Origin of the sequence: Halorussus limi, from assembly GCF_023238205.1 — an archaeon.
GTDB lineage: Archaea > Halobacteriota > Halobacteria > Halobacteriales > Haladaptataceae > Halorussus > Halorussus limi.
Genome location: NZ_CP096659.1, coordinates 2,628,016 through 2,647,054 on the forward strand (window position 1 = coordinate 2,628,016; position 19,039 = coordinate 2,647,054).

Sequence of the window (19,039 nt, forward strand, 5' to 3'; positions counted from 1 at the left end):
AGGCCCTTAATGCCGGGCGGCGAACGAGGAAATGTAGCACGGAGCGCCGGTGGTCTAGTGGTATGACTATGGCCTTCCAAGCCATCGACCCGGGTTCAAGTCCCGGCCGGCGCATCCTTTTCGGTTATCGCTTCGTGTGGAGAGGAAACTCCGCGCGTCGGGTCTCGCCGCGACCCCGCCACAATTCTTAATCTCGCGTCTCTCGTGGCTCTATCCCGCGATGCCCGACAATCCCGAGAAGCAGACGAGCGAGGAGGTAGACCAGACCCAACTGGACCTCGCCCAGCGCGCGGGCGACGCCTATCAGGAGGCGCTCGACTACATGGCCGAGGAAGTCGCCCACACCGGCGACAAGCAGGAGGCCGGAGAGTACGTCGTCGGGTTCGCACAGGAGGAGGCCGAGGGGATGTACGTCCTGAAGGACGAGGGCCGATTCGAGTGGGTGGAACCCGACGACGAGAACTGCCACCTCGAAGTGGCGGCCTGCGACGCCGCCGACGGACGACTCGTGCCCGAGTGTACCGTCATCGCCACGCTGACCGGCGAGGACGGCGAACAGGTCGGACCGACGCGACTGCCTCTGCTCTGGCATCCCGGTCTCTACCACTACGGGAAGAACCTCGAGGTGCCCGGCGACGGGACCTACACCATCGACCTGCGGGTCGAACCGCCGACGTTCAAGCGCCACGACGAGCGCAACGGCGACCGGTACGGCGAATCGGTCGAAGTCACCTTCGACGGCGTGGACGTCGAGACCGGACAGGACTGACGGGCGGAGACCGACGACGCGGTAGAACGGGGCCGACGCGAACTGAACCGCCACTCGACGCGGCCGCTCGGACGTTGTGAGGGGTTAGCATATACAGCCGCATGGTTTTTGGCCGCGAGGCTATTAGTTGAAGCCGACTCCGACCTCGATTGACGCACGGTGACGCGCGACCGCTGTCAGTGCGGGGTCGAGCCAACTCCATCTGCCCAACGATGACCGACCCGGTTCGCGTCCTCTACGTCACCGGGGACGCATCGACAGGTGAACGACTCGAAGCGCTCTTCGAGGAAGAGCGTCCAGCGGTCGCGTTCTCGTTCGTCACGAGCGCCGAGGGTGCGCTCGATACCGTCGACGACGAATCCCTCGACCACGTCGTCCTCGACACCGACTTCCCGGACCGCGACGACGTCGAGACCGCGCTCGAACGGGAGACCGCCGCGCGCGTCGAGACCGTCGCGTCGTCGATACCCGAGCGGACCGCCGGGTCGCAGTCCGACCAGTTCCGGCGGTCCGAGACCGAACGGGTCCGGATTCTGGCGACCCGCATCGAGACCGCGGTCTCGTCCGGGACCGCGTCCGACGACGGCATCGACGGCGAGCGGTTTCGCGCACTCGCCGAGGGACTCACGGACGTCGTCCTCGTCATCGACGCCGAGAGCACGATTCGGTACGCGAACCCCGCGGCGTCGAAGGTGTTCGGCTACCCGCCCGACGAACTCGTCGGCGAACCGCTCACGCTCCTGATGCCCGAGGACCTCGCCGAGGCCCACGAGCAGGGGATGGCCCGGTACCTCCGGACCGGGGAGCGACACGTCGATTGGAACTACCTCGAACTCCCCGGCCAGCGCCGCGACGGGACCGAACTGCCGCTGGGCGTCTCGTTCAGCGAGTTGGACTCCGGCGAGGACGTCCGATTCACCGGCATCGTCCGCGACATCTCCGAACGAAAGCGCCGGGAGTCGGAGCTACGTGACCGAATCCGCCAGCAGGAGGCGTTGGCGACGTTCTCCCGGCACGCGTTGGAGGACTGGCCCGTCGGCGACCTGATGAACGAGGCGGTCGAACTCGTCGCCGACGCCCTCGACAACGAGTACGCCGGGGTGCTGGAGTACCGCCCCGGCGAGGACGACCTGCTCGTTCGGGCGGTCTTCGGGTGGGACGACGACCTCGTGGGCGCGGCGTCCATCGGCACCGAGCGCGACTCTCAGGCGGGTTACACGCTGCTCTCGGAGGAACCGGTCGTCGTCGAGAACAGGGCGACCGAGGACCGGTTCGCCGGCGACTCGCTGCTCGACTCCGCGGGAGCGGTCGCCGGCATCAGCGCGATAATCGGGTCGCCCGAAGACCCGTGGGGAATCTTGGGGGCTCACACCACCCGCGAGCGGTCGTACGCCGACTACGACGTGCAGTTCGTCCAGAACATCGCTCACATCCTCGCGACGGTCATTCAGCGCCGCGAGCGCGAGCGCCGACTCGAACGCTCCGAAGCGATGCTCGACGCGGTGGACGACGGCGTGTACGCGCTCGACGCCGACTCCCGGTTCGTCGCGGTCAACGACGCCTACGTCGAACTGACCGGCTACGGCCGGGAGCGACTGCTCGGTGCGCACGCCGAGACCATCCTCGGTTCGGAGACCTACGGGGAGGTCGAGTGGGTTCAGGAAGCGCTCGAATCCGACGAGGACGTGGTGACGCTCGAGGCGAGGATGCCGACCGCCGACGGCGGGTCGATTCCGGTCGAGGCCCGAGTCGCGCCCCTTCCGCTCGAAGACGGAACGGGTCGGGTCGGCGTGGTCCGGAACGTCTCGGACCGCAAGCGCCGCGAGCAGAAACTCACCTCGCTCAACCAACTGTTCCGGTCGCTGACCGAGGCCGAGACCCCGACCGAAATATCGGACCTCGCGGTCGAGGCCGCCGTCGAGACGCTCGGCTTTCCGAACGCTGCGGTCGCGCTGTACGACGACCGAGAGAGCACGCTCGTCCCGACCGTCAAGCGGTGGACCGGCGACGAGATAGACGACGCGCTCGTGGGCCGTCACGCCGAGGACGTGGCGTGGCAGGCGTTCGTGGAGAGCGAGACGAAGACGTTCGAGGACCTCCGCGCCGAAGTAGACGCCGACACCGAGATGCGGAGCGCGCTCGCGGTCCCACTGGGCAAGTACGGTGTGTTCGTCGCCGCGGCCCCCGAAACGGGCGCCTTCGACTCGACCGACCTCTCGCTCGCGGACATGCTGTCCTCGAACGTCCGGACCGCGCTGGACCGGGCCGAGCGCGAGGAGACCCTCCGCGAACAGCGCAACGACTTGCAGGCGAAGAACCGCGAACTCGAACGGGTCAACCGTCTCAACAGCGTGATTCGCGACATCACCAAGTCGCTGACGCAGGCCGCCTCGGAGGAGGACGCGATGCAGGCGGTCTGCAACCGACTGACCCAGTCCGGTTCCTATCGGTTCGCGTGGTTCGGCACCCACGACCGGGTGACGGACCGGATTCGGCCGGAGGTCAAGGCCGGAATCGAGGACGGCTATCTCGAGGACATCGCGGTGACGGCCGAGGAGGGCGAGGCGGTCGGTGAGGGACCGGCCGGACGCGCGGTCCGGACCGGCGCGATACAGGCCCAGAACGACCTGTTGGGCGACCCGCCCTTCGAACCGTGGCGCGAGCAGGCGCTCAAACGCGGCTATCGGTCGTGCGTGTCGGTCCCGGTGAGCTACGACGAGATGCTCCACGGAGTTCTGACCATCTACGCCGAGGAGACCGGCGTGTTCGACGAACTGGAGCAGGCGGTGCTGTCGGAACTCGGCGACACCATCGGCTACGCGCTCAACGCGCTCGAACAGAAGCAGGCGCTCGTCAGCGAGCGCTCGATAGAACTCGACTTCCGGATTCGGGGGTCCGAGAGTCCGATACTCGCGTTCGTCGCCGAGACCGGCGCGGAGTTCGAGTTTCAGAACGCGGTCCAACGCAGCGACGGTCGCCTCCACGTATTCTTCACCATCGAAGGGGCGGACTCCGACGAGGCCCTCGCGTTCGCCGAAGGGGTGCCGTGGATAGAGTCCGTCCGCCTCGTGACCGAGGGCGACGGCGAGTCCCTCTTCGAGTGTACGCTCTCGGGTCGAAGCTTCCTCCGGTCGCTGATGGACCGCGGCGCGATGCCCCGGACGCTAACCGCCGCCGGGGACGAGGGCCGGTTCGTGATTCGCGTCCCGCAGAGCGCCGACGTGCGGACGTTCGTCAACCACTTCGAGGACTACTACGGGGAGGCGCAGCTGGTCGCTCGGCGCGAGCGCGACGACCCCGTGATGACGAAACAGGACTTCGAGTCGGAACTCGCGGACAGACTCACCGAGCGCCAGCGGGAGGTCCTCCAGTTGGCGTACTTCGGCGGGTACTTCGAGTGGCCTCGCGGAAGCACCGCACAGGAGCTTGCGGAGACGCTCGGCGTCTCTCAGCCGACCGTGAGCCGTCACATCCGGAGCGCCGAACGGGCGCTATTCGGCATCCTGTTCGAAGACGAGTAGTCGCTCCCGCCGGATTTAGATGTATAACCCCGGGGAGTGCCGAGCGGGTATCTATATATCGTTAATTCCTATCCCCACACCACCCCTTAGGATAGGATACACAATGAGCAAGAGCATGAGTGGGGATGTTTTCGGGCAGCAGTCGGTCAGTCAGCGCGTCATCGCCGAAGTAGCCGAAGAGACGGGCAAGGAACCGACCGAGGTGGGTCCGCTGTACCACGTCATCGACCCCGACGCGCTCGACCGACTGTTCTCGGCGACGAACGGGGGAAGTCGCGCGCAGGGGTACGTCGAGTTCACGTTCGCCGGGTGCGACGTCGTCGTGCGCGGGAACCAAGACGTGGAGGTCAGCCAGCGCGACGTGGCGACCGAACTCGCCGACGACGTGGAGGAGGTTCCGCGCGTCGGTGGCTATGAAGAGGCGTAACGGACGCAGACGACGTGACGAACGTCCGAGGCAGCAACCGAGAGACCGATGCAAGACACCTGTGAACCGCGGCGAACTGCGAACTCCGGCCGACCGACAGAGGGCGACGCGATGAGCGACCGGTGTACGTACTGCGACGGCCCGGTCTCCGCCGAGGAGTGGCATCCGGTCGCGACCGTTCGGGACGACGACGGGACGGTCGAAATCTACGACTTCTGCAGCGAGAACTGCCTGACCGCGTGGCAGTCCGAGCGCGGCAACGCGGAGTAGCGCGGCGGCCGATTTTCCGACGAGTCCGTCAGGAGTCAGTGACTTCGTAGACGACCACGCCCTCGCTGCGGAACGCCACCTCGATGCCGGGGTACTGGCCGAACTGGAGGTCCTCGTCGTCGTAGCGCTCGCGGGCACGCGGGCCGACGTAGATGTACTTCACGTCGTACTTCTCCAGCAGTTCGGCCCGGTCGCTCCACGTCCCGGTGTAGATGAGGTCGGCGTCTTGGGCCCGCATCTTCGCCTTCTCACTGCCCCGGTAGACGCCCTCCTGATACACCCAACCCACGACGGTCGGGAGGCCGGTCAGCGAGGAGGCGGGACTCGACCACGCGTACACCTCGCGGCCCGGCGGTTCGACGATGTGCGGTTGGCCCGACCGGTTGTCGAGCCACGCGATGGCGGCCGCCTCGTCGGGGTGGTAGTCCTCGACGTAGGCCTTCCCGTCGAGCGTCGGGTCGTCGATTCGGTTGGAGTCGCTGGTGAAGTGACCGCCGAGTGCGAGACCGCCGTAGAGCGCGGTCGAGACGACTAGCAGGGCCGCGACCCCGCTCATGACGCCCTCGCGGTCGAGACCGACCGCAGGGAGTCGCCAGTCGGCCGGTCCGGTCGACCCTACCAGACTCGCCAGCGCGGCCCCCGCCGCGGTCGCCCAGAGGACCCACACCTGCATGTACACCTTGAAGACGGTGTTGAACCGGCCGCCGATGGCGTTGTCCTTCACGTAGACGAACTCCACGAGCGTGACGAGACCCGCCCCGGCGACCACCAACACCGTCTCGTAGCCGACGCCGCGTTCGGTCCGCTCGCCGCCTACCGTCCGGAGCAACAGCCAACCGACGACCAGCAGGGGGACGACCAGCACCAAGACGGGGTAGTTCAGGTACCACGCGAACGCGGCGACCGCGAGCGAGAGGAGGACGGCCCGGGCGGGTCGAATCTCGAACGCGGCCCGCGCTCGCGGCCAGAGGAACGCCGCGAACACCAGCAGGAACGCCCCGTGGACGAGCAGGAGACCGACCGCGCTCGCCTGCTCGGGGAGGAAGCCGATGCTCCGGTTGGTCGCCGAGCGCAGGAGGATACCGAAGACGAACGGCGCGACCCACGCGACGGCCGCCACGGCGACGACGCCCGTCACGGCGAACGCACCGCCGATTCGGCGGGCCTCTCCGAGGAGGAGCGTTCCGGCGGACCGGCCGGTGGTCTCCGCGGTGGTCGCGCCCTCGCCTCCGTCGGTTCGTTCCGTCTCTCGAATCCGTTCAGAGTCGTCCGACTCCCCGGCCCCGTCGGCGACTGTTTCGGGCGTCTCGTCGGTCGAGGCGCCCGGGAACAGGCTCAGCGGGTCCGCCGGCGCGAACAGCACCGCGAGCCAGACCACGCCTAGTCCGGTCGGAAAGCTCCAGACGTTGACGAGACCGAGCAGTCCGACTACGACCGGCAAGACGCCGAAGACGAGCGCGCGGCGTCGGCGGAGCGCGCTCGGCCCGGCCCGGTAGTAGGCGAACCCGAGCGCGGCGATGAAGAGCAGGAAGGGCGTACTGAGCATGTGCCCGTGGAGGTCGCCGTTGAGGAAGGCGAACAGCGGGAACTCGTTGATGGTGCCGGGGATGACCCTGCTCGGCGCCCAGTAGCCGAACTCGGCCAGTCCCTTCGTCAGGAGGTCGCCGGACGTCGAGTCCGCGATGGGCGCGGCCAGCCACTCGGCGACGCCCCGAGCCGTCTCGTCGGGCAGGAGCCAGACCAGCCCCGTGACCGCGGTGACGAGGTTGGCCGCGAAGCCGACGAAGAAGGCCCCGAACGCGCCTCCGGTACGGCGCGAGGCCCCGCGGGCGTCGGCGACGGCACCCGCGAGTCCGTACGCGGCCGTGACGAGCGTGGCGTAGAATCCGGAGAGCGCGAGGTTGTAGGCGTACTGGGCTTCGGTGCCGGTGAGGTGGGTGACGAGTGCGGAAGTGAGGTGTCCGCCGTAGTAGTAGAGGACGTGTTCGCCCGCCCACCACATGTCCTGCGGGGGCAGGACGTCGGCGCGCAACAGCGACTTGAAGATGCCGAAGTCGAGGAACTTCTCGCCGCCGCCGGGGTGGACCGACGGGTCCACCGCTCGGACCGCGACGAGGAGACCGAACGCGACGCCGAAGACAACGATAGTTTCCGCGTACGCGCGAAGCGGGACGGTGTCACGTCCGAGCGGTCCGGCGTCCGAGTCGGCCTCCGGGTTACCGGTTCCGAGCGACCGTTCGCTCCAGAGGACGAGTCCCGACAGACCGGCGAGGATCGCGACGCCGAGGAACGCGGTCCACCGGTCGAACCCGACGTGGCCGACCCAGTAGCCGACCACGGTCACGACGACCAGCGCGACCGGAAGGGCGAAGGCCGCTCCTCGGTCCGGAAACCGGGGGAACAGTCGGGCCGCGAGCGGCAGTGCGGCGAACGCGAGCGCCTGATAGACGACGAACCACAGCAGGACGAGCGCGTACTCCATCGAGTTATAGGCGGGCGACCGAGCGATAAACATTTTGGGGTTCGACCCCCTCGTACCGCCGTTCGGCGGGAGCGAGACGGGTCACCGGTGGGAACCGCTCGGTCGGGTAGTGTCTGGGCACTGACCGGGAAAAATTCGCATACGGCACCCGAATCATAATCCTTATCAGTTCGACGGCGTTACCATATGGTAGCGGGATGGGATAGCCAGGAGATTCCGGCGGGCTCATAACCCGCAGACCGGTGGTTCAAATCCACCTCCCGCTATACTTTTCGGAACTCGCGTTCCACAGTGACACTTTCTCGTCGAGCGACTACTGGGTTTTCGAGGAGTCAACTCGAACGGGAAGTGTCAGTGACGGATACTCCGTCGAACTCGACTTCGACTGAGCGTTTCGGCCCGGTCCACGGCTCTCGGCCACGAGAGAAATTACAATTGGTTTTGTACACAATGGCCTCAGCACCGATACGGCCGCCGGTGCGCGCCGACGCGCACGAGAATTAACTATAGGTCGAGTTCGCCCCGGCCGCGGCTTTATTGAACGTCGCGGGGCAATTTCCGACGATGACATCGGTACTGTTCGTAGTCAGCGAGGAAGGATACTGGGGCGAAGAGTGCGTAGACCCCCTCGAAACGCTCTCGGACACCGACGCCGACGTGGACGTGGCGACGCCGAGCGGTAACAAGCCGGTCGTGGACGACCGGTCTATCGACCCCGAGAACGTGGGCGAGGAGACCGCAGAGTGGGTCACGGAAGTCCACGAGAACGACCAGCGACTCCAGAACCCGAAACCGATAGCGACGGCCGACGCCGACGCGTACGACGCCGTGGTGTTCCCCGGCGGACACGGGACCAACTGGGACGTGAATCAGGACAAACACGCCCGCCAACTCCTCCGGGAGACGGTCGAGGGCGACGACGACCAGAAGGCGCTGGTCGTCTGTCACGCGGTCGGTCTGCTGGCGTTCACGCGCGACAGCGACGGCGGCATGTTGGTCGACGGCCGTGACGTGACCGGATTCCCGAACGAGTGGGAGGAGGACATCGTGGACGACCACGACCTGATGCCTGACGGCCGAAAGCTTCCGTACTGGGTCGAGGACGAAGTGAAGGCCGCAGGCGGTAACTGGAACGCGGAACTCGACGCCGACACCAGCGTCACCGTGGACGGCGACCTCATCACCGCCCGAGGTCCGGCGTCGTCCCACGACGGCGTGATGGCGCTCATCGAGGCGCTCGGCGTCGCACCGCCCGCGTAGCCCCCGAAAGCACATCTTTTATCAGTCGAGTCTACCCACCGATAGGTGAGAGTACGATGGCGTTAGACACTCGCGCAGTTCTCGCAATCATCGCGGGGCTATTGATGACCGTCGCGCTGGTGGCCGCCCGGCGGGACGACCGACTGCTCGGGACGTGGATAATGATGATAGCCTTCGCCGTCGCCACGCTCTGGTCGGTTCTGAGCATCGTCTGGGCTCAGTCGAACCCGAGCGCTCTCTCGCCAAAACTCTGGATAACGATGGCGTCGATGGCGGCCGCCGCCACCGTCTACTTCGGATATATGGGCCTCCACGGCGAAGGCCTAGGCGAGTAGTACGTTCGCGTAATCGGTCCTTGTTCTGCAGAACGCCCGCCGGGAGTCGCTCGGAATCGGTCCAATACTACTGTTTATCAGGTCGTTATCCGACAATCATCACACACCAGTAGATTTAAATGCGTGATTGCATACCACATTGGTATGCCACACCGGCGCAACCGATCGGACGGTACGAACGACAGTCGACGAAAGTTTCTGAAAGCGAGTGGTGCTGGTGCCGTTGCGCTCTCTCTTGCTGGCTGTAGCGGTAACAGCGACACCCCGGATACCACTACCACTGAGGACACCGAGCAGACGACCGAAGAACAGACGCCGACCACGAACACGAAGCAGGCCGACCAGATTCCGGAGGGCGGGACGTTCGTCATGGGTCTCTCTCAGAAACCCGACTCGCCGAACCGACTCATCTCCAGTTCGGCTTACACTTCGACCGCACTCGACCGGATTTACCGATACGGTACCACGCTGGACCCCGTCACGACCGAAGTTCGTCCGAGCGTCTTCACCGACTGGACCGTGAAGAATGTCAGCGGTGACAGCCCCAAGCCGGACGTGTACTTCAACATGCGGCAGGGCCTGAAGTGGAACGACGGCGAGGACTTCACGAAGGAAGACGTCCTCTTCACCTATCGATACATCAAGAAGAACGAAGTCGGGAACTACACGTCCGCCTGGCAGCCGATGAAGAAGATAGAGGAGTCCTCCAAGAGCGACTGGGACTTCCACATCAAGCTGAAGAAGCCCGTCGGCACGTGGGAGACGGACATCATCGGTGGCCTACCGCTCCTGCCCAAGCACAAGTGGGAAGGAAAGGACTACCAGAAGTACAACCCCGTCGAGGAGAACGAGAACGGGCCTGTCGGTCTCGGTCCCGGTCGACTCACCAAGTGGGACCCCGGCACGGCGATGCAGGTTACGTTCGACAACGAGCACTACTACGACACGCTGAGTACGCTCGACTGGCGGAAGGAACACGACCAACTCATCGCCGGCGGTCCGTTCATCGACAAGATCAACTTCAAGGTCTACGGTAGTCAGACGGCGATGATAAACGCCTTCCTCCAGGGCAAAATCGACAGCCACTACGGGAGCATGAAGCCCTCGAAGATTCCCAAGGTCAAGGAACAGAAGGGCAAGAAGCTCATCCCCGGAACCGACAGCGGGTTCGCTTACGTCGGCTTCAACCTGCGTCGCCAACCCATCGACGACGCCACGCTCCGACAGGCGCTGTCGTTCATGTGGGACGACTACTTCTGGATCACGCGACTCCGACAGAACTACTCCATCAAGGGCGACTTCGCCCAGACGCCGGGATACCCCAACGTCCGACCCGACAAAGTGTACGGCGACACACTGCTCAAGGACCCCGCGACGAACGCGTTCGACTTCCGGTCGGCCGAGAGCGCGGTGCCGGCGGTGGAGAAGACCCGGAAGTTCCTGACCGAAGGGGAGGTCATCGACGGGTCCAAAGGGACGTACGCCGGGAAGAAGTACCCCGGTAGCCTCAGCGGTGTCAAGGCGAGCCAGTCGAAATCGAAGTACGAGTACACCTTCGGTCCCGTGAAGTCGGACGTTCTGAAGGGTAAGTCCAACAACGGCAAGGAGATTCGCGTCGACGGGAAGACGATTCCGGAACTCCGAGACGGGAATCCGCTGGAGATCTACATCTACCCGCCGAAGGACACGCCGAAGCTGGTGAAGGCCGTCGAGCAGTGGGTCAGCAACGTGAAGTCGCTCGGTGTGCCCATCAAGATGACCACCATGGAGTTCAACTCCATGTCCCAGAAGGTCTACAACAAGGAAGAGTTCGACATGTACCCGATGGCGTGGGGCGACACCGGTGCGTTCGGCAGTTCGGTCCACTCGTTCTTCCACTCCTCCCGGGCAGACGACCACTCCGACAGCGACGGAAACGTCAACAAGTTCATGTATAACTCCACCGGATACGGTCTCGGCGACACCGGTGCTGACGACCTGCTGTCGAAGGCCAAGACCGAGATGAAGGCCGAGAAGCGCAACAAACTGACCGCGCAGGCTCTCGAGAAGATCTACCTCGACATGCCGTACATGGTCACGGACTTCGACAAGATTCGATGGCCGGTCAACTCCGAGAAGTTCACCGGTTTCATCCCGAATCTCGTGGACCCGACGCTGACCACGCTCGGCGCACAGGTCAACAACCTCCACCGGAACGAGTAGCGCAACCGCTTCTCTCTCGGGTTCCGTTTTCGTCAGGTCGCCTCGAGCGAGTACTGGCGAGTGGCGGCGCGAGGGTGGTTGTGTACCGTGGTAAATCATCACATTGATAACGAACCTCGACTATGAACATCACGTATTTGCCAGAGTCGCGATTCAAAGAAGTAGACAGACCGTAACCGAATACAAACAATGACACGAATTAGCGCACGATACCTTGGCAAGCGCTTGGTCGTCTCTTACTTGACCCTGCTTGTCATCATGTCGCTGCTGTTCGTCCTCATCCGGAGTATGCCGGGGTCGTTCATCGGTTCGATGATCACCCCGGAACTGGACCAAGCAGACATCCAGCAGCTACGCGAGACGTGGGGTCTCAACGAACCGATTTGGAGACAGTACATCGACTTCATGCTCAACTACCAGACCGGCGACTTCGGTCGGTCGCCGACGTACAAGGCACCCGTCTGGGACGTTATCATCAGTCGGCTCCCGCGTACGCTGATCCTGTTCGGCGCGGCGTTCATCGTCCAGTTCATCGTCGGTCCGCTCGTCGGGATGTACCTCGGCTGGTGGCGCGGAACCCGGAAGGACAAGAGCATCTTCACGTCGAGTCTCGCGGTGTACTCGATGCCGGCCTTCTGGCTGGCGTGGTTGTTCATCTGGCTGTTCAACTACGAACTCGGCTGGCTTCCGAGTACCTACATGTTCACGAAGTTCGCGCAGTTCGACTGGACCGTCGTGACGATAGTCACCGACGTTCTCCGGCACATCGCACTGCCGTTAATCAGCATCGCGTTCGTCTCGTGGGTCGGCGCGATGCTGGTCATGCGGCCTGCGATGAACAACGTCACCAGCGAGGACTACGTCTTCCTCGCGCAGGCCAAGGGGCTGAGCGAGCGAACCGTGATGATAAAACACGCGGCGCGCAACGCCCTGATTCCGGTGGCGACGCAGGCTATCGTCGGTCTCGCGTTCCTGCTCGACGGGAGCGTCATCATCGAGAACGTGTTCAGTTGGCCGGGCCTCGGGCAGGTCATCGTCACCTCCGTCCTGAGTCGGGACTATCCGGTCTCGCAGGCGGCGTTCTTCATGCTCGCCGTCCTCATCATCGTCATGCGACTCGTGACCGACATCGCGTACACGTATCTCGACCCGCGAATCAAGTTCGGGGGTGACTAACCATGTCTACGGAAACCGAAAGCTCCTCACAGTTCGACTCGCTGAAGGAGCGATGGCGGCCTCGTATCGAGCGGTTCCGTCGCGGTTGGGACCGGTTCACGCAGGAGAAGATGGGGGTGCTCGGCATCATCATCATGGTGGTGTTCGTCCTCTGGGCGCTGTTCCCCGACTTCTTCGCACCGCACTCGGTGGAGTGGCGGGCGTATCTGGGCACCGAACCCGGGCGGCTCACGGCCGAGCAAGCAGACTCGCTTCCGCATCCGCCGGCGTTCGGCGACCCGTTCTGGGCCCCGCTCGGGACCAACTACGTCGGACAGGGTATCCTGTCGCTCATCGTCCACGCGGCCGACGACGCGCTCTACATCGGTTTCGCGGCCGGTCTGCTGTCGAGTCTGGTCGGCGTTCCGCTCGGACTCGTTAGCGGTTTCTACGGGAACACGTGGATAGACGAGACGATTCAGCGCATCGTCGACGTGATGTACGGTCTGCCGTTCCTGCCGTTCCTCATCGTCCTCGTGGCGATTCGCGGCATCACGACGACCAACATCATCCTCGGCATCGCGGTCACGTCGTGGCTCAACAACTGCATCGTCATCCGCGGAGAGACCCTCTCGCTAAAGGAGCGTTCGTACGTCGAGTCGGCGAAGGTCGCGGGCGCGAGCGACACGCGCATCGTGTTCCGACACATCATGCCCAACGTCCTGCCGCTGGCGTTCGTCTTCCTCGCGCAGGACGCCGCGACCGCCATCCTCGCGCAGGCGTCGCTGGCGTACCTCGGACTGGCGGACTTCACGGCGAACTCGTGGGGCCTGATGCTCCAGAACATCAAGTCGAACGGATACGTCTTCGATGCTTGGTGGTGGCTCATCCCGCCGGGCATCTGCATCATGCTCATCGCGGCCGCGTTCTACTTCATCGGATTCTCGATGGAGGACGTGACCAACCCGCAGGAGGACAGCTAACATGTCACTACTCGAAGTCAACGACCTCTCGGTTCGATACGACGCCGGCGAGTCGCAGGTCCACGCCGTCGACGAGGTGAACTTCAGCGTCGAACACGGCGAGACGTTCGGTCTCGTGGGCGAGTCGGGGTGCGGAAAGACGACCCTCGGCAAGTCGCTCATCCAGTTGCTCGACGCCAACGGCTCCGTCGAGGGCGGCGAAGTCTGGTTCGACGGTACGCTTCCCCAGTGGGAAGACGAGAACGGCAACCCTCGACGGGAGATAGTCGAGGACGACCAGTACCCCGTCCGCGAGGACGGGATGACCGACCTCACGGAACTGGACGACCAGGACATCCGGGACATCCGGTGGCGCAACATCGCGCTGATTCCACAGAGCGCGATGAACGCGCTCAACCCCGTCTACGAAGTCGGCGACCAGATCGTCGAGGCCATCCTCCGACACGAACCCGACACGACGAAGGCGGAGGCCGACGAGCGTGCCCGCGACCTGCTCGAACGGGTCGGCATCGAACCCGAACGGGCCGACGACTACGCCCACGAGTACTCCGGCGGGATGAAACAGCGCGCGGTCATCGCGATGGCGATGGCGTGCAACCCGGACATGCTCATCGCCGACGAACCGACTACCGCCCTCGACGTCATCATTCAGGACCGCATCCTCGAAGAAATCGAGGAGCTACAGGAGGAGTTCAACGTCTCCATCCTCGTCATTAGCCACGACATCAGCGTCATGGCCGAGATATGCGACAAACTCGGCGTGATGTACGGCGGCAAGATGATGGAGAGCGGACCCAAGCGCGAGGTCCTCGAGAGCGCCGCGAACCCGTACACGCTCGGACTGAAGAACTCCTTCCCGACGGTCAAGCAGGAACAGGAGCAGTTGGTCTCGATTCCGGGGTCGCCGCCGACGCTCATCGACCCCGGTAAGGGCTGTCGGTTCGCCGACCGGTGTCCGTTCGTCATCGACGAGTGTCACACCGAACACCCGCCGATGTACGAGGTGGACGCGGCCGAGGACGGGGTGCGAACCGAAGCGGCCGACCGCCACGCGCATCGGTCGGCGTGCTACCGAGTCGACGAACTCGAACGAATGCGCGAAGACGCAGCCAAGGAGGAAACATGGACCGAAACGCAGACCCACTGATCGAAGTCGAACATCTCTCGAAGTGGTTCGGAACGTCTCAGGGCGTCGTCGACCGCCTGATGGGCAACGAGCAGTCGCCCGTGAAAGCGGTCGACGACGTGTCGTTCACCATCAACGAGGGCGACATCATGGGCATCGCGGGCGAGTCGGGGTGTGGCAAGACCACGCTCGGCAAACTGCTCGTCCAGCTCTACGAACCGACCCAAGGGAGCATCCACTTCGACGGCAACGACATCACCGAGATGTCCAACGACGAGGAGAAGGAGTTCCGCAAGCGGGTCCAGATGATATTCCAGGACCCGTTCGAGAGCCTCAACCCCCGAATGACCGTCTTCCAGTCGGTCGTGGAACCGCTCCGCATCAACGACATGTTCGGCGGGTACAACGAGCGCCGCGAGCGCGTCATCGAGGTTCTCAACGAGGTCGGTCTCTCGCCCGCCGAGGCGTACCTCAACGAGTTCCCGAAGGAACTGTCGGGCGGCGAACTCCAGCGCGTCGCCATCGCGCGGGCGCTGGTCGTCAACCCCGACTTCGTCGTCTGCGACGAACCCGTCTCGATGCTCGACGTGTCCATCCGAGCGGGCGTGCTGAACTTGATGAAGGAGTTGCAGGACGAGTACGGCCTGACCTACGTGTTCATCAGCCACGACCTCTCGCTCATCCGGTACATGTGCGACCGGACCGCCATCATGTACCTCGGCGACGTTATCGAACAGGGGCCGACCGACGAGGTGGTGATGAACCCTAAACACCCCTACACAGAGGCGCTGTTCGACGCGGTGCCGGAGGTGGCGCCTGACGCCGAGCGCCACCGCGCCAACGTGACCGGCGAGGTTCCCAACCCGCGGAATCCGCCGTCCGGGTGTCGGTTCCATCCGCGGTGTTCGAAGATTATTCCGCCGCAGGACTGGACCGGCGGCCAACCCGCGTTCCGTCGGGCGTTCCAGTTCAAGCGGAAGGTGCTGACCGAGCAACTCGGACCGGAGGACGTGGCGACCAGCGCCGAAACCGCGAGCGGTCGGGCGGCCGACGAACTGCTCGAACACGGGCTATCGCTCGAACTCCCCGAGGAACACCGGCCCGCGGGCGGGACCGGAACCACGGTGGACCTCTCGCAACTCGACCTGCCGCGCGACGCCGAAAGCACCCTCCGTGAGGCCGCCGAGCGCGTCGTACAGAGCGACTACGACGGTGCGCGAGACGTTCTCGACGGCGAGTTCGAGACCATCTGCGAGCGGGAACACCCCGACCTCCGCGAGGCCGGGCCCCAGATAACGGCGTGTCACCTCTACGAGGGCGAGGAGCAGAAGACTCGGAAAGCGCCGAGCGCGGACGACTGACCGCGGCGGACGGTTGACCGTGGCCGGCGTTCGCTGCGACCTCGTCTCTCGAACGTTCTCGCGGGGTCTCCCGGCCGGTATCGAAAACTCTTATGTTATTCTAGCGAAGCATTTGTGTATCACATGACAGACCGCACGCTGTTTCGGCCCCGGAAGCCCGTCGCGATGGGGTCGTTCCTGCTGGTCGCACTCGTCGCGGCGGCGCTGTTCGTGCCGACGTTTATGGGGCACCTCGCCGTGACGAACGCGGTCAGCATCGACGCGACCGCGACCGACGTGGCGCTCTCGGAGGACGGCGAGCGCCTCGTCGTCCGAATCGAGGTCCACAACCCGACGCGGGCCGCGTTCACCGCGACGTACGGTCAACTCTACGGGAAGGTGGGCGGGACCAAGCTGACGGGGACCGGCTACGAAGTCGAGCGGACGACGATTCCCGCGGGCGAGACTCGGACCGTGACCGCCCGCGTGAGCGTTCCCGAGGAACACCGCGAGCGCGCCGCCGAGGCCGTCGAAGCGGGCGCGGTCGTCGTGACCGGGCAACTCGAAGGGTCGATACGGGACCAGCGCGTCGAAATCGAGGTCACGGAGGAGACGGATGGCTGAGCGCACCCTCGCCGGGACGCGGTTCGGATTCGAGTCGATTCGGGGACGGCTCCGACTGCTCGCGCTCGGGTCGCTGACCGGCGCGGTCGCCGGGATGGGCGCGTTCATGTTCCTCAAAGAGCAACTTCTCCCGTGGGGCGTCACCGAGACGTTGGCGCTGGCGCTCGTCGGCGTGGCGGGCGCGTACACGCACTTGCTCGCCGAGGACCTCTCGGAGAGCATCGCCCTCGCGCTTATCGCGTCTGGAATCGGTCTCGTCGTCCACGTCCTCGCGTGGATTGCACCGCTGTGGATACTCTCCTACCCGCCGCCCGCCCGCGACCTCCTCCTGCCGAAGATGGTCGGCGAGGCGCTCGCCAGCGGCCTGCCCCCGTACGTCGTCACCTTCTACGGGGCGTACTTCGGCGCGTTGCTCGTCGTCGGCTACTTCGAACCCTGACTCCGATGGGCCGGTGCCGCGCCGCCTCGACGGACGCTTCCGCCGGGCCGCCGGACGCTCGGCGGTCCGGCCGATTCGTATCCCGACGTTTATGGGCCGTCCCGCGCTACGTCGTCCCGTGCCGAAGGACACGCCACAGCGGGAGAAGACCGTCCGCGAGCGAGGTACCTACGCGAGTCACAACGACGACCCGACGCTCGCAGGCTACCTCTCGTCGCTGTTTCTGGTGGTGTCCGTGCCGGGGTTCATCGCCGCGGCCTACGCCGGTCACTGGGCCGGACTGTACGGCTACTCGGCCATCGTCCCGGTGTTCGCCGGACTCCTCGTCGCCTCGCTCGCGGTGGCGTTCTCGCTGATGCACTGGCTGACGGGGAACTGAGACCGGACGGTCGGCGACGGTCTGACGCTTTCGGACGGTCCGCGACGCTCCTCTCAGTAGACGTTCGTCCGGAGCGTCGTGTAGAACACGACTACCATCGCGGCGACGATGAGCGCGAACTCGGCGCGCGACGGGGAGTTCGAACTCCCGGCGAAGAAAAAGAGGAGGCTGGTGAGACCCAAACCGGCCGCCAACGCGAACAACAGCATCGTCCGGTTTCGCTCGTCGGTCAACCAGATGTACACCGACTCCTTCGGGTCGTCCATGCGGTGAGTTAGTACCAGATGTCCTTAAATTCGCACTGGACCGGTTCGGTGGTGACGTTCTGGGCGAGCGCCATCGAGGTCAGCGCGACCTGCGGGTCGGCGGTGAACTCCGACTTCTCGTCGCGCCACTCGCAGACGCCGACGCCGACTTCGACCTTCCAGTCGCCGACGGTTATCAGCCACTCGTCGGGCAGGTCCTCCACGTCGTCGTCGAGTTCGACGCGGAAGAGGTACTTGTAGGTCGTTTCGCGACGGTCGCTGATGTCCTCGCCCGCCATGTACTCGGGGAATGTGGGCGTACCGAACAACTGGACCAGTCGGTACAGCGCGGTTCCCACGTCGCCCTCGACCGGTTCGCCCGGTCCGTCGCTCATGGGTGCGCGCACGTCGAGGTCCTCGCGGTCGTTGACCACGTCTTCGGCCAGCACCTCGCCGTTCTCGCGCCGGCGGCGAATTTCCTCCTGCGGAATCGGTTCGAGGACGAGATTCTGTAGCTTTTCGAGGTCTGGCGCGTCGGGATGTGTGCGAACGTCCGTGGGCATGGTCAGTAGGCGAAGTAGTTGAAGCCGCGCCATCCGAGGTAGCCGACGACGAGCGTGGCGACCCCGATGCCGGTCACCGAGAGCGCCTCGACGCTACTGATGGCCCCTTGTTCGATGGGGTCGAGGTTGAAGTAGAGGGTGAGACCGGTGGTGATGAGAATGTACCCGATTACGACGCCGAGGAGCATGACTGCCAACGATGCGAAACCCGCCGGACCGCGGAGGGGCTTCGGGACTTGTTCGCGTATCGCCATGGTTTGTGGTACTATTCGCCAAGGTTAAAAGTTCCGCACTTTCAGTCGATGTGACGCTGGGAGGACTGGGAGACGGTCTGGAGACGGTTCTGCGACGTTCGGGTGACGCCCTTACGGAGTCGGTCACTCGCGGTCGTCGCGGTCGTCAGCATCGACGTGGTCGAGACCGTCTCCGCCGAGCGGCGACATCTCGGGGTCGAACTCGCCGGACCCGTCGGGGTCGGGTGACCCCTCGCTCGACTCGCGAGACCGGTCCGGTTCGCCCGACGGCATCTCCACGTAGCTCTCGACCGGCGACTGGAACCGATAGCCCAGCGCGATGAAGACGCCGCCGAGGACGACCCGCAGGACGACGTACGGCGAGGTCACGGCGTACTCCCCGGTCACGACTCCGCCGTGGAGCGCCTCGCCCACGAGGAGCGCGCCGACCACGAGCAGGAGCGTGCTGAGCATCGCCAGGAACCGTGCTGAAATCACGCACGGGGGTTGCGAGGCCCGCAAGTTACGCTTTCCGGTTTTTCGATGGGGAGAGGACTATCGCCGGCGAATCCCGTTCGTAGAACCACCTGTCCACAGAACTGTCGGCCAGAAACGTCGCGTTGTCTGACCGACGACTTCGCGGAAACGATAACGAACCTGACTGAAGTCTCTGGAGCGAGATTCGG

General features: G+C 64.8%; 19 protein-coding genes and 2 tRNA genes. 16 read left to right on the forward strand and 5 right to left on the reverse strand.

The annotated features are described in order from the left end of the window. The first annotated feature begins 43 nt into the window (after positions 1 to 43). The 5 genes from M0R89_RS13600 to M0R89_RS13620 all read left to right on the forward strand — a co-directional run bounded on the left by M0R89_RS13600 (position 44) and on the right by M0R89_RS13620 (position 4,987). Positions 44 to 114 (forward strand) — tRNA-Gly (locus tag M0R89_RS13600). A 106-nt stretch (positions 115 to 220) separates the two neighbouring features. Beyond that, positions 221 to 769, forward strand: coding sequence for an iron transporter (locus M0R89_RS13605; RefSeq protein ID WP_248649624.1), 549 nt, complete (start codon positions 221 to 223; stop codon positions 767 to 769). A gap of 212 nt (positions 770 to 981) precedes the next feature. Next, complete coding sequence (locus tag M0R89_RS13610) at positions 982 to 4,290, forward strand: PAS domain S-box protein (RefSeq protein ID WP_248649625.1); 3,309 nt, start codon at positions 982 to 984, stop codon at positions 4,288 to 4,290. A gap of 115 nt (positions 4,291 to 4,405) precedes the next feature. Further along, the gene (ddfA, locus tag M0R89_RS13615; RefSeq protein WP_248649626.1) at positions 4,406 to 4,717 is read left to right on the forward strand and encodes a DdfA family disk-determining factor; all 312 of its coding nucleotides are present in this window, start codon (positions 4,406 to 4,408) and stop codon (positions 4,715 to 4,717) included. 48 nt (positions 4,718 to 4,765) lie between these two features. Further along, positions 4,766 to 4,987 carry a DUF7576 family protein gene (locus M0R89_RS13620; RefSeq protein ID WP_248649627.1) on the forward strand — a complete coding sequence of 74 codons (222 nt, stop codon included), beginning with the start codon at positions 4,766 to 4,768 and terminating at the stop codon, positions 4,985 to 4,987. Between the two features lie 28 nt (positions 4,988 to 5,015). Here the strand turns inward: M0R89_RS13620 and M0R89_RS13625 are convergent, their stop codons facing one another. Then, positions 5,016 to 7,469, reverse strand: coding sequence for a DUF2298 domain-containing protein (locus M0R89_RS13625; RefSeq protein ID WP_248649628.1), 2,454 nt, complete (start codon positions 7,467 to 7,469; stop codon positions 5,016 to 5,018). A gap of 191 nt (positions 7,470 to 7,660) precedes the next feature. Between M0R89_RS13625 and M0R89_RS13630 the strand changes: the two genes are divergently transcribed. The 11 genes from M0R89_RS13630 to M0R89_RS13680 all read left to right on the forward strand — a co-directional run bounded on the left by M0R89_RS13630 (position 7,661) and on the right by M0R89_RS13680 (position 17,312). Further along, a tRNA-Met gene (locus tag M0R89_RS13630) sits at positions 7,661 to 7,735 on the forward strand. Positions 7,736 to 8,033: 298 nt separating this feature from the next. Further along, positions 8,034 to 8,729, forward strand: coding sequence for a DJ-1/PfpI family protein (locus M0R89_RS13635; RefSeq protein WP_248649629.1), 696 nt, complete (start codon positions 8,034 to 8,036; stop codon positions 8,727 to 8,729). Positions 8,730 to 8,785: 56 nt separating this feature from the next. Beyond that, a complete protein-coding gene (locus M0R89_RS13640; RefSeq protein ID WP_248649630.1) occupies positions 8,786 to 9,064 on the forward strand; it encodes a hypothetical protein in 279 nt (92 codons plus the stop codon). Positions 9,065 to 9,208: 144 nt separating this feature from the next. After that, positions 9,209 to 11,266, forward strand: a complete 2,058-nt coding sequence (locus M0R89_RS13645; RefSeq protein ID WP_248649631.1) for an ABC transporter substrate-binding protein — start codon at positions 9,209 to 9,211, stop codon at positions 11,264 to 11,266. A 189-nt stretch (positions 11,267 to 11,455) separates the two neighbouring features. Continuing rightward, a complete protein-coding gene (locus M0R89_RS13650) occupies positions 11,456 to 12,442 on the forward strand; it encodes an ABC transporter permease (RefSeq protein ID WP_248649632.1) in 987 nt (328 codons plus the stop codon). 2 nt (positions 12,443 to 12,444) lie between these two features. Then, a complete protein-coding gene (locus tag M0R89_RS13655) occupies positions 12,445 to 13,404 on the forward strand; it encodes an ABC transporter permease (RefSeq protein WP_248649633.1) in 960 nt (319 codons plus the stop codon). Position 13,405: 1 nt separating this feature from the next. Next, positions 13,406 to 14,551: an ABC transporter ATP-binding protein gene (locus M0R89_RS13660; protein WP_248649634.1), complete on the forward strand. Its 1,146-nt coding sequence runs from the start codon at positions 13,406 to 13,408 to the stop codon at positions 14,549 to 14,551. Then, positions 14,527 to 15,891, forward strand: coding sequence for an ABC transporter ATP-binding protein (locus tag M0R89_RS13665; protein ID WP_248649635.1), 1,365 nt, complete (start codon positions 14,527 to 14,529; stop codon positions 15,889 to 15,891). The genes M0R89_RS13660 and M0R89_RS13665 overlap by 25 nt, the downstream gene beginning before the upstream one ends. Before the next feature lie 123 nt (positions 15,892 to 16,014). After that, positions 16,015 to 16,494, forward strand: coding sequence for a DUF916 domain-containing protein (locus M0R89_RS13670; RefSeq protein ID WP_248649636.1), 480 nt, complete (start codon positions 16,015 to 16,017; stop codon positions 16,492 to 16,494). Further along, on the forward strand, positions 16,487 to 16,933 hold the full coding sequence (locus M0R89_RS13675; RefSeq protein WP_248649637.1) for a hypothetical protein: 447 nt from the start codon (positions 16,487 to 16,489) through the stop codon (positions 16,931 to 16,933). The genes M0R89_RS13670 and M0R89_RS13675 overlap by 8 nt, the downstream gene beginning before the upstream one ends. A 118-nt stretch (positions 16,934 to 17,051) precedes the next feature. Further along, positions 17,052 to 17,312: a hypothetical protein gene (locus tag M0R89_RS13680; protein ID WP_248649638.1), complete on the forward strand. Its 261-nt coding sequence runs from the start codon at positions 17,052 to 17,054 to the stop codon at positions 17,310 to 17,312. A 53-nt stretch (positions 17,313 to 17,365) separates the two neighbouring features. Here M0R89_RS13680 and M0R89_RS13685 read toward each other — a convergent pair whose 3' ends face one another. From M0R89_RS13685 to M0R89_RS13700, 4 genes are all read right to left on the reverse strand, one after another. Further along, positions 17,366 to 17,578 (reverse strand): hypothetical protein, encoded by a 213-nt coding sequence (locus M0R89_RS13685; RefSeq protein ID WP_248649639.1) that lies wholly within the window; start codon positions 17,576 to 17,578, stop codon positions 17,366 to 17,368. A gap of 8 nt (positions 17,579 to 17,586) precedes the next feature. Further along, entirely contained in the window at positions 17,587 to 18,120 is a 534-nt protein-coding gene (locus M0R89_RS13690; RefSeq protein ID WP_248649640.1) for a hypothetical protein, read from the reverse strand. Between the two features lie 2 nt (positions 18,121 to 18,122). Further along, on the reverse strand, positions 18,123 to 18,374 hold the full coding sequence (locus tag M0R89_RS13695) for a hypothetical protein (protein WP_248649641.1): 252 nt from the start codon (positions 18,372 to 18,374) through the stop codon (positions 18,123 to 18,125). Between the two features lie 123 nt (positions 18,375 to 18,497). Continuing rightward, a complete protein-coding gene (locus tag M0R89_RS13700; protein WP_248649642.1) occupies positions 18,498 to 18,851 on the reverse strand; it encodes a hypothetical protein in 354 nt (117 codons plus the stop codon). Positions 18,852 to 19,039: the final 188 nt, after the last annotated feature.

Excerpts from the sequence above, each read along its gene's own strand:
- M0R89_RS13605 (WP_248649624.1), top strand. The coding sequence starts at position 221 with ATGCCCGACAATCCCGAGAAGCAGACGAGCGAGGAGGTAGACCAGACC.
- M0R89_RS13610 (WP_248649625.1), top strand. The coding sequence starts at position 982 with ATGACCGACCCGGTTCGCGTCCTCTACGTCACCGGGGACGCATCGACA.
- ddfA (WP_248649626.1), top strand. The coding sequence starts at position 4,406 with ATGAGTGGGGATGTTTTCGGGCAGCAGTCGGTCAGTCAGCGCGTCATC.
- M0R89_RS13620 (WP_248649627.1), top strand. The coding sequence starts at position 4,766 with ATGCAAGACACCTGTGAACCGCGGCGAACTGCGAACTCCGGCCGACCG.
- M0R89_RS13625 (WP_248649628.1), bottom strand. The coding sequence starts at position 7,469 with ATGGAGTACGCGCTCGTCCTGCTGTGGTTCGTCGTCTATCAGGCGCTC.
- M0R89_RS13635 (WP_248649629.1), top strand. The coding sequence starts at position 8,034 with ATGACATCGGTACTGTTCGTAGTCAGCGAGGAAGGATACTGGGGCGAA.
- M0R89_RS13640 (WP_248649630.1), top strand. The coding sequence starts at position 8,786 with ATGGCGTTAGACACTCGCGCAGTTCTCGCAATCATCGCGGGGCTATTG.
- M0R89_RS13645 (WP_248649631.1), top strand. The coding sequence starts at position 9,209 with ATGCCACACCGGCGCAACCGATCGGACGGTACGAACGACAGTCGACGA.
- M0R89_RS13650 (WP_248649632.1), top strand. The coding sequence starts at position 11,456 with ATGACACGAATTAGCGCACGATACCTTGGCAAGCGCTTGGTCGTCTCT.
- M0R89_RS13655 (WP_248649633.1), top strand. The coding sequence starts at position 12,445 with ATGTCTACGGAAACCGAAAGCTCCTCACAGTTCGACTCGCTGAAGGAG.
- M0R89_RS13660 (WP_248649634.1), top strand. The coding sequence starts at position 13,406 with ATGTCACTACTCGAAGTCAACGACCTCTCGGTTCGATACGACGCCGGC.
- M0R89_RS13665 (WP_248649635.1), top strand. The coding sequence starts at position 14,527 with ATGGACCGAAACGCAGACCCACTGATCGAAGTCGAACATCTCTCGAAG.
- M0R89_RS13670 (WP_248649636.1), top strand. The coding sequence starts at position 16,015 with ATGACAGACCGCACGCTGTTTCGGCCCCGGAAGCCCGTCGCGATGGGG.
- M0R89_RS13675 (WP_248649637.1), top strand. The coding sequence starts at position 16,487 with ATGGCTGAGCGCACCCTCGCCGGGACGCGGTTCGGATTCGAGTCGATT.
- M0R89_RS13685 (WP_248649639.1), bottom strand. The coding sequence starts at position 17,578 with ATGGACGACCCGAAGGAGTCGGTGTACATCTGGTTGACCGACGAGCGA.
- M0R89_RS13690 (WP_248649640.1), bottom strand. The coding sequence starts at position 18,120 with ATGCCCACGGACGTTCGCACACATCCCGACGCGCCAGACCTCGAAAAG.
- M0R89_RS13695 (WP_248649641.1), bottom strand. The coding sequence starts at position 18,374 with ATGGCGATACGCGAACAAGTCCCGAAGCCCCTCCGCGGTCCGGCGGGT.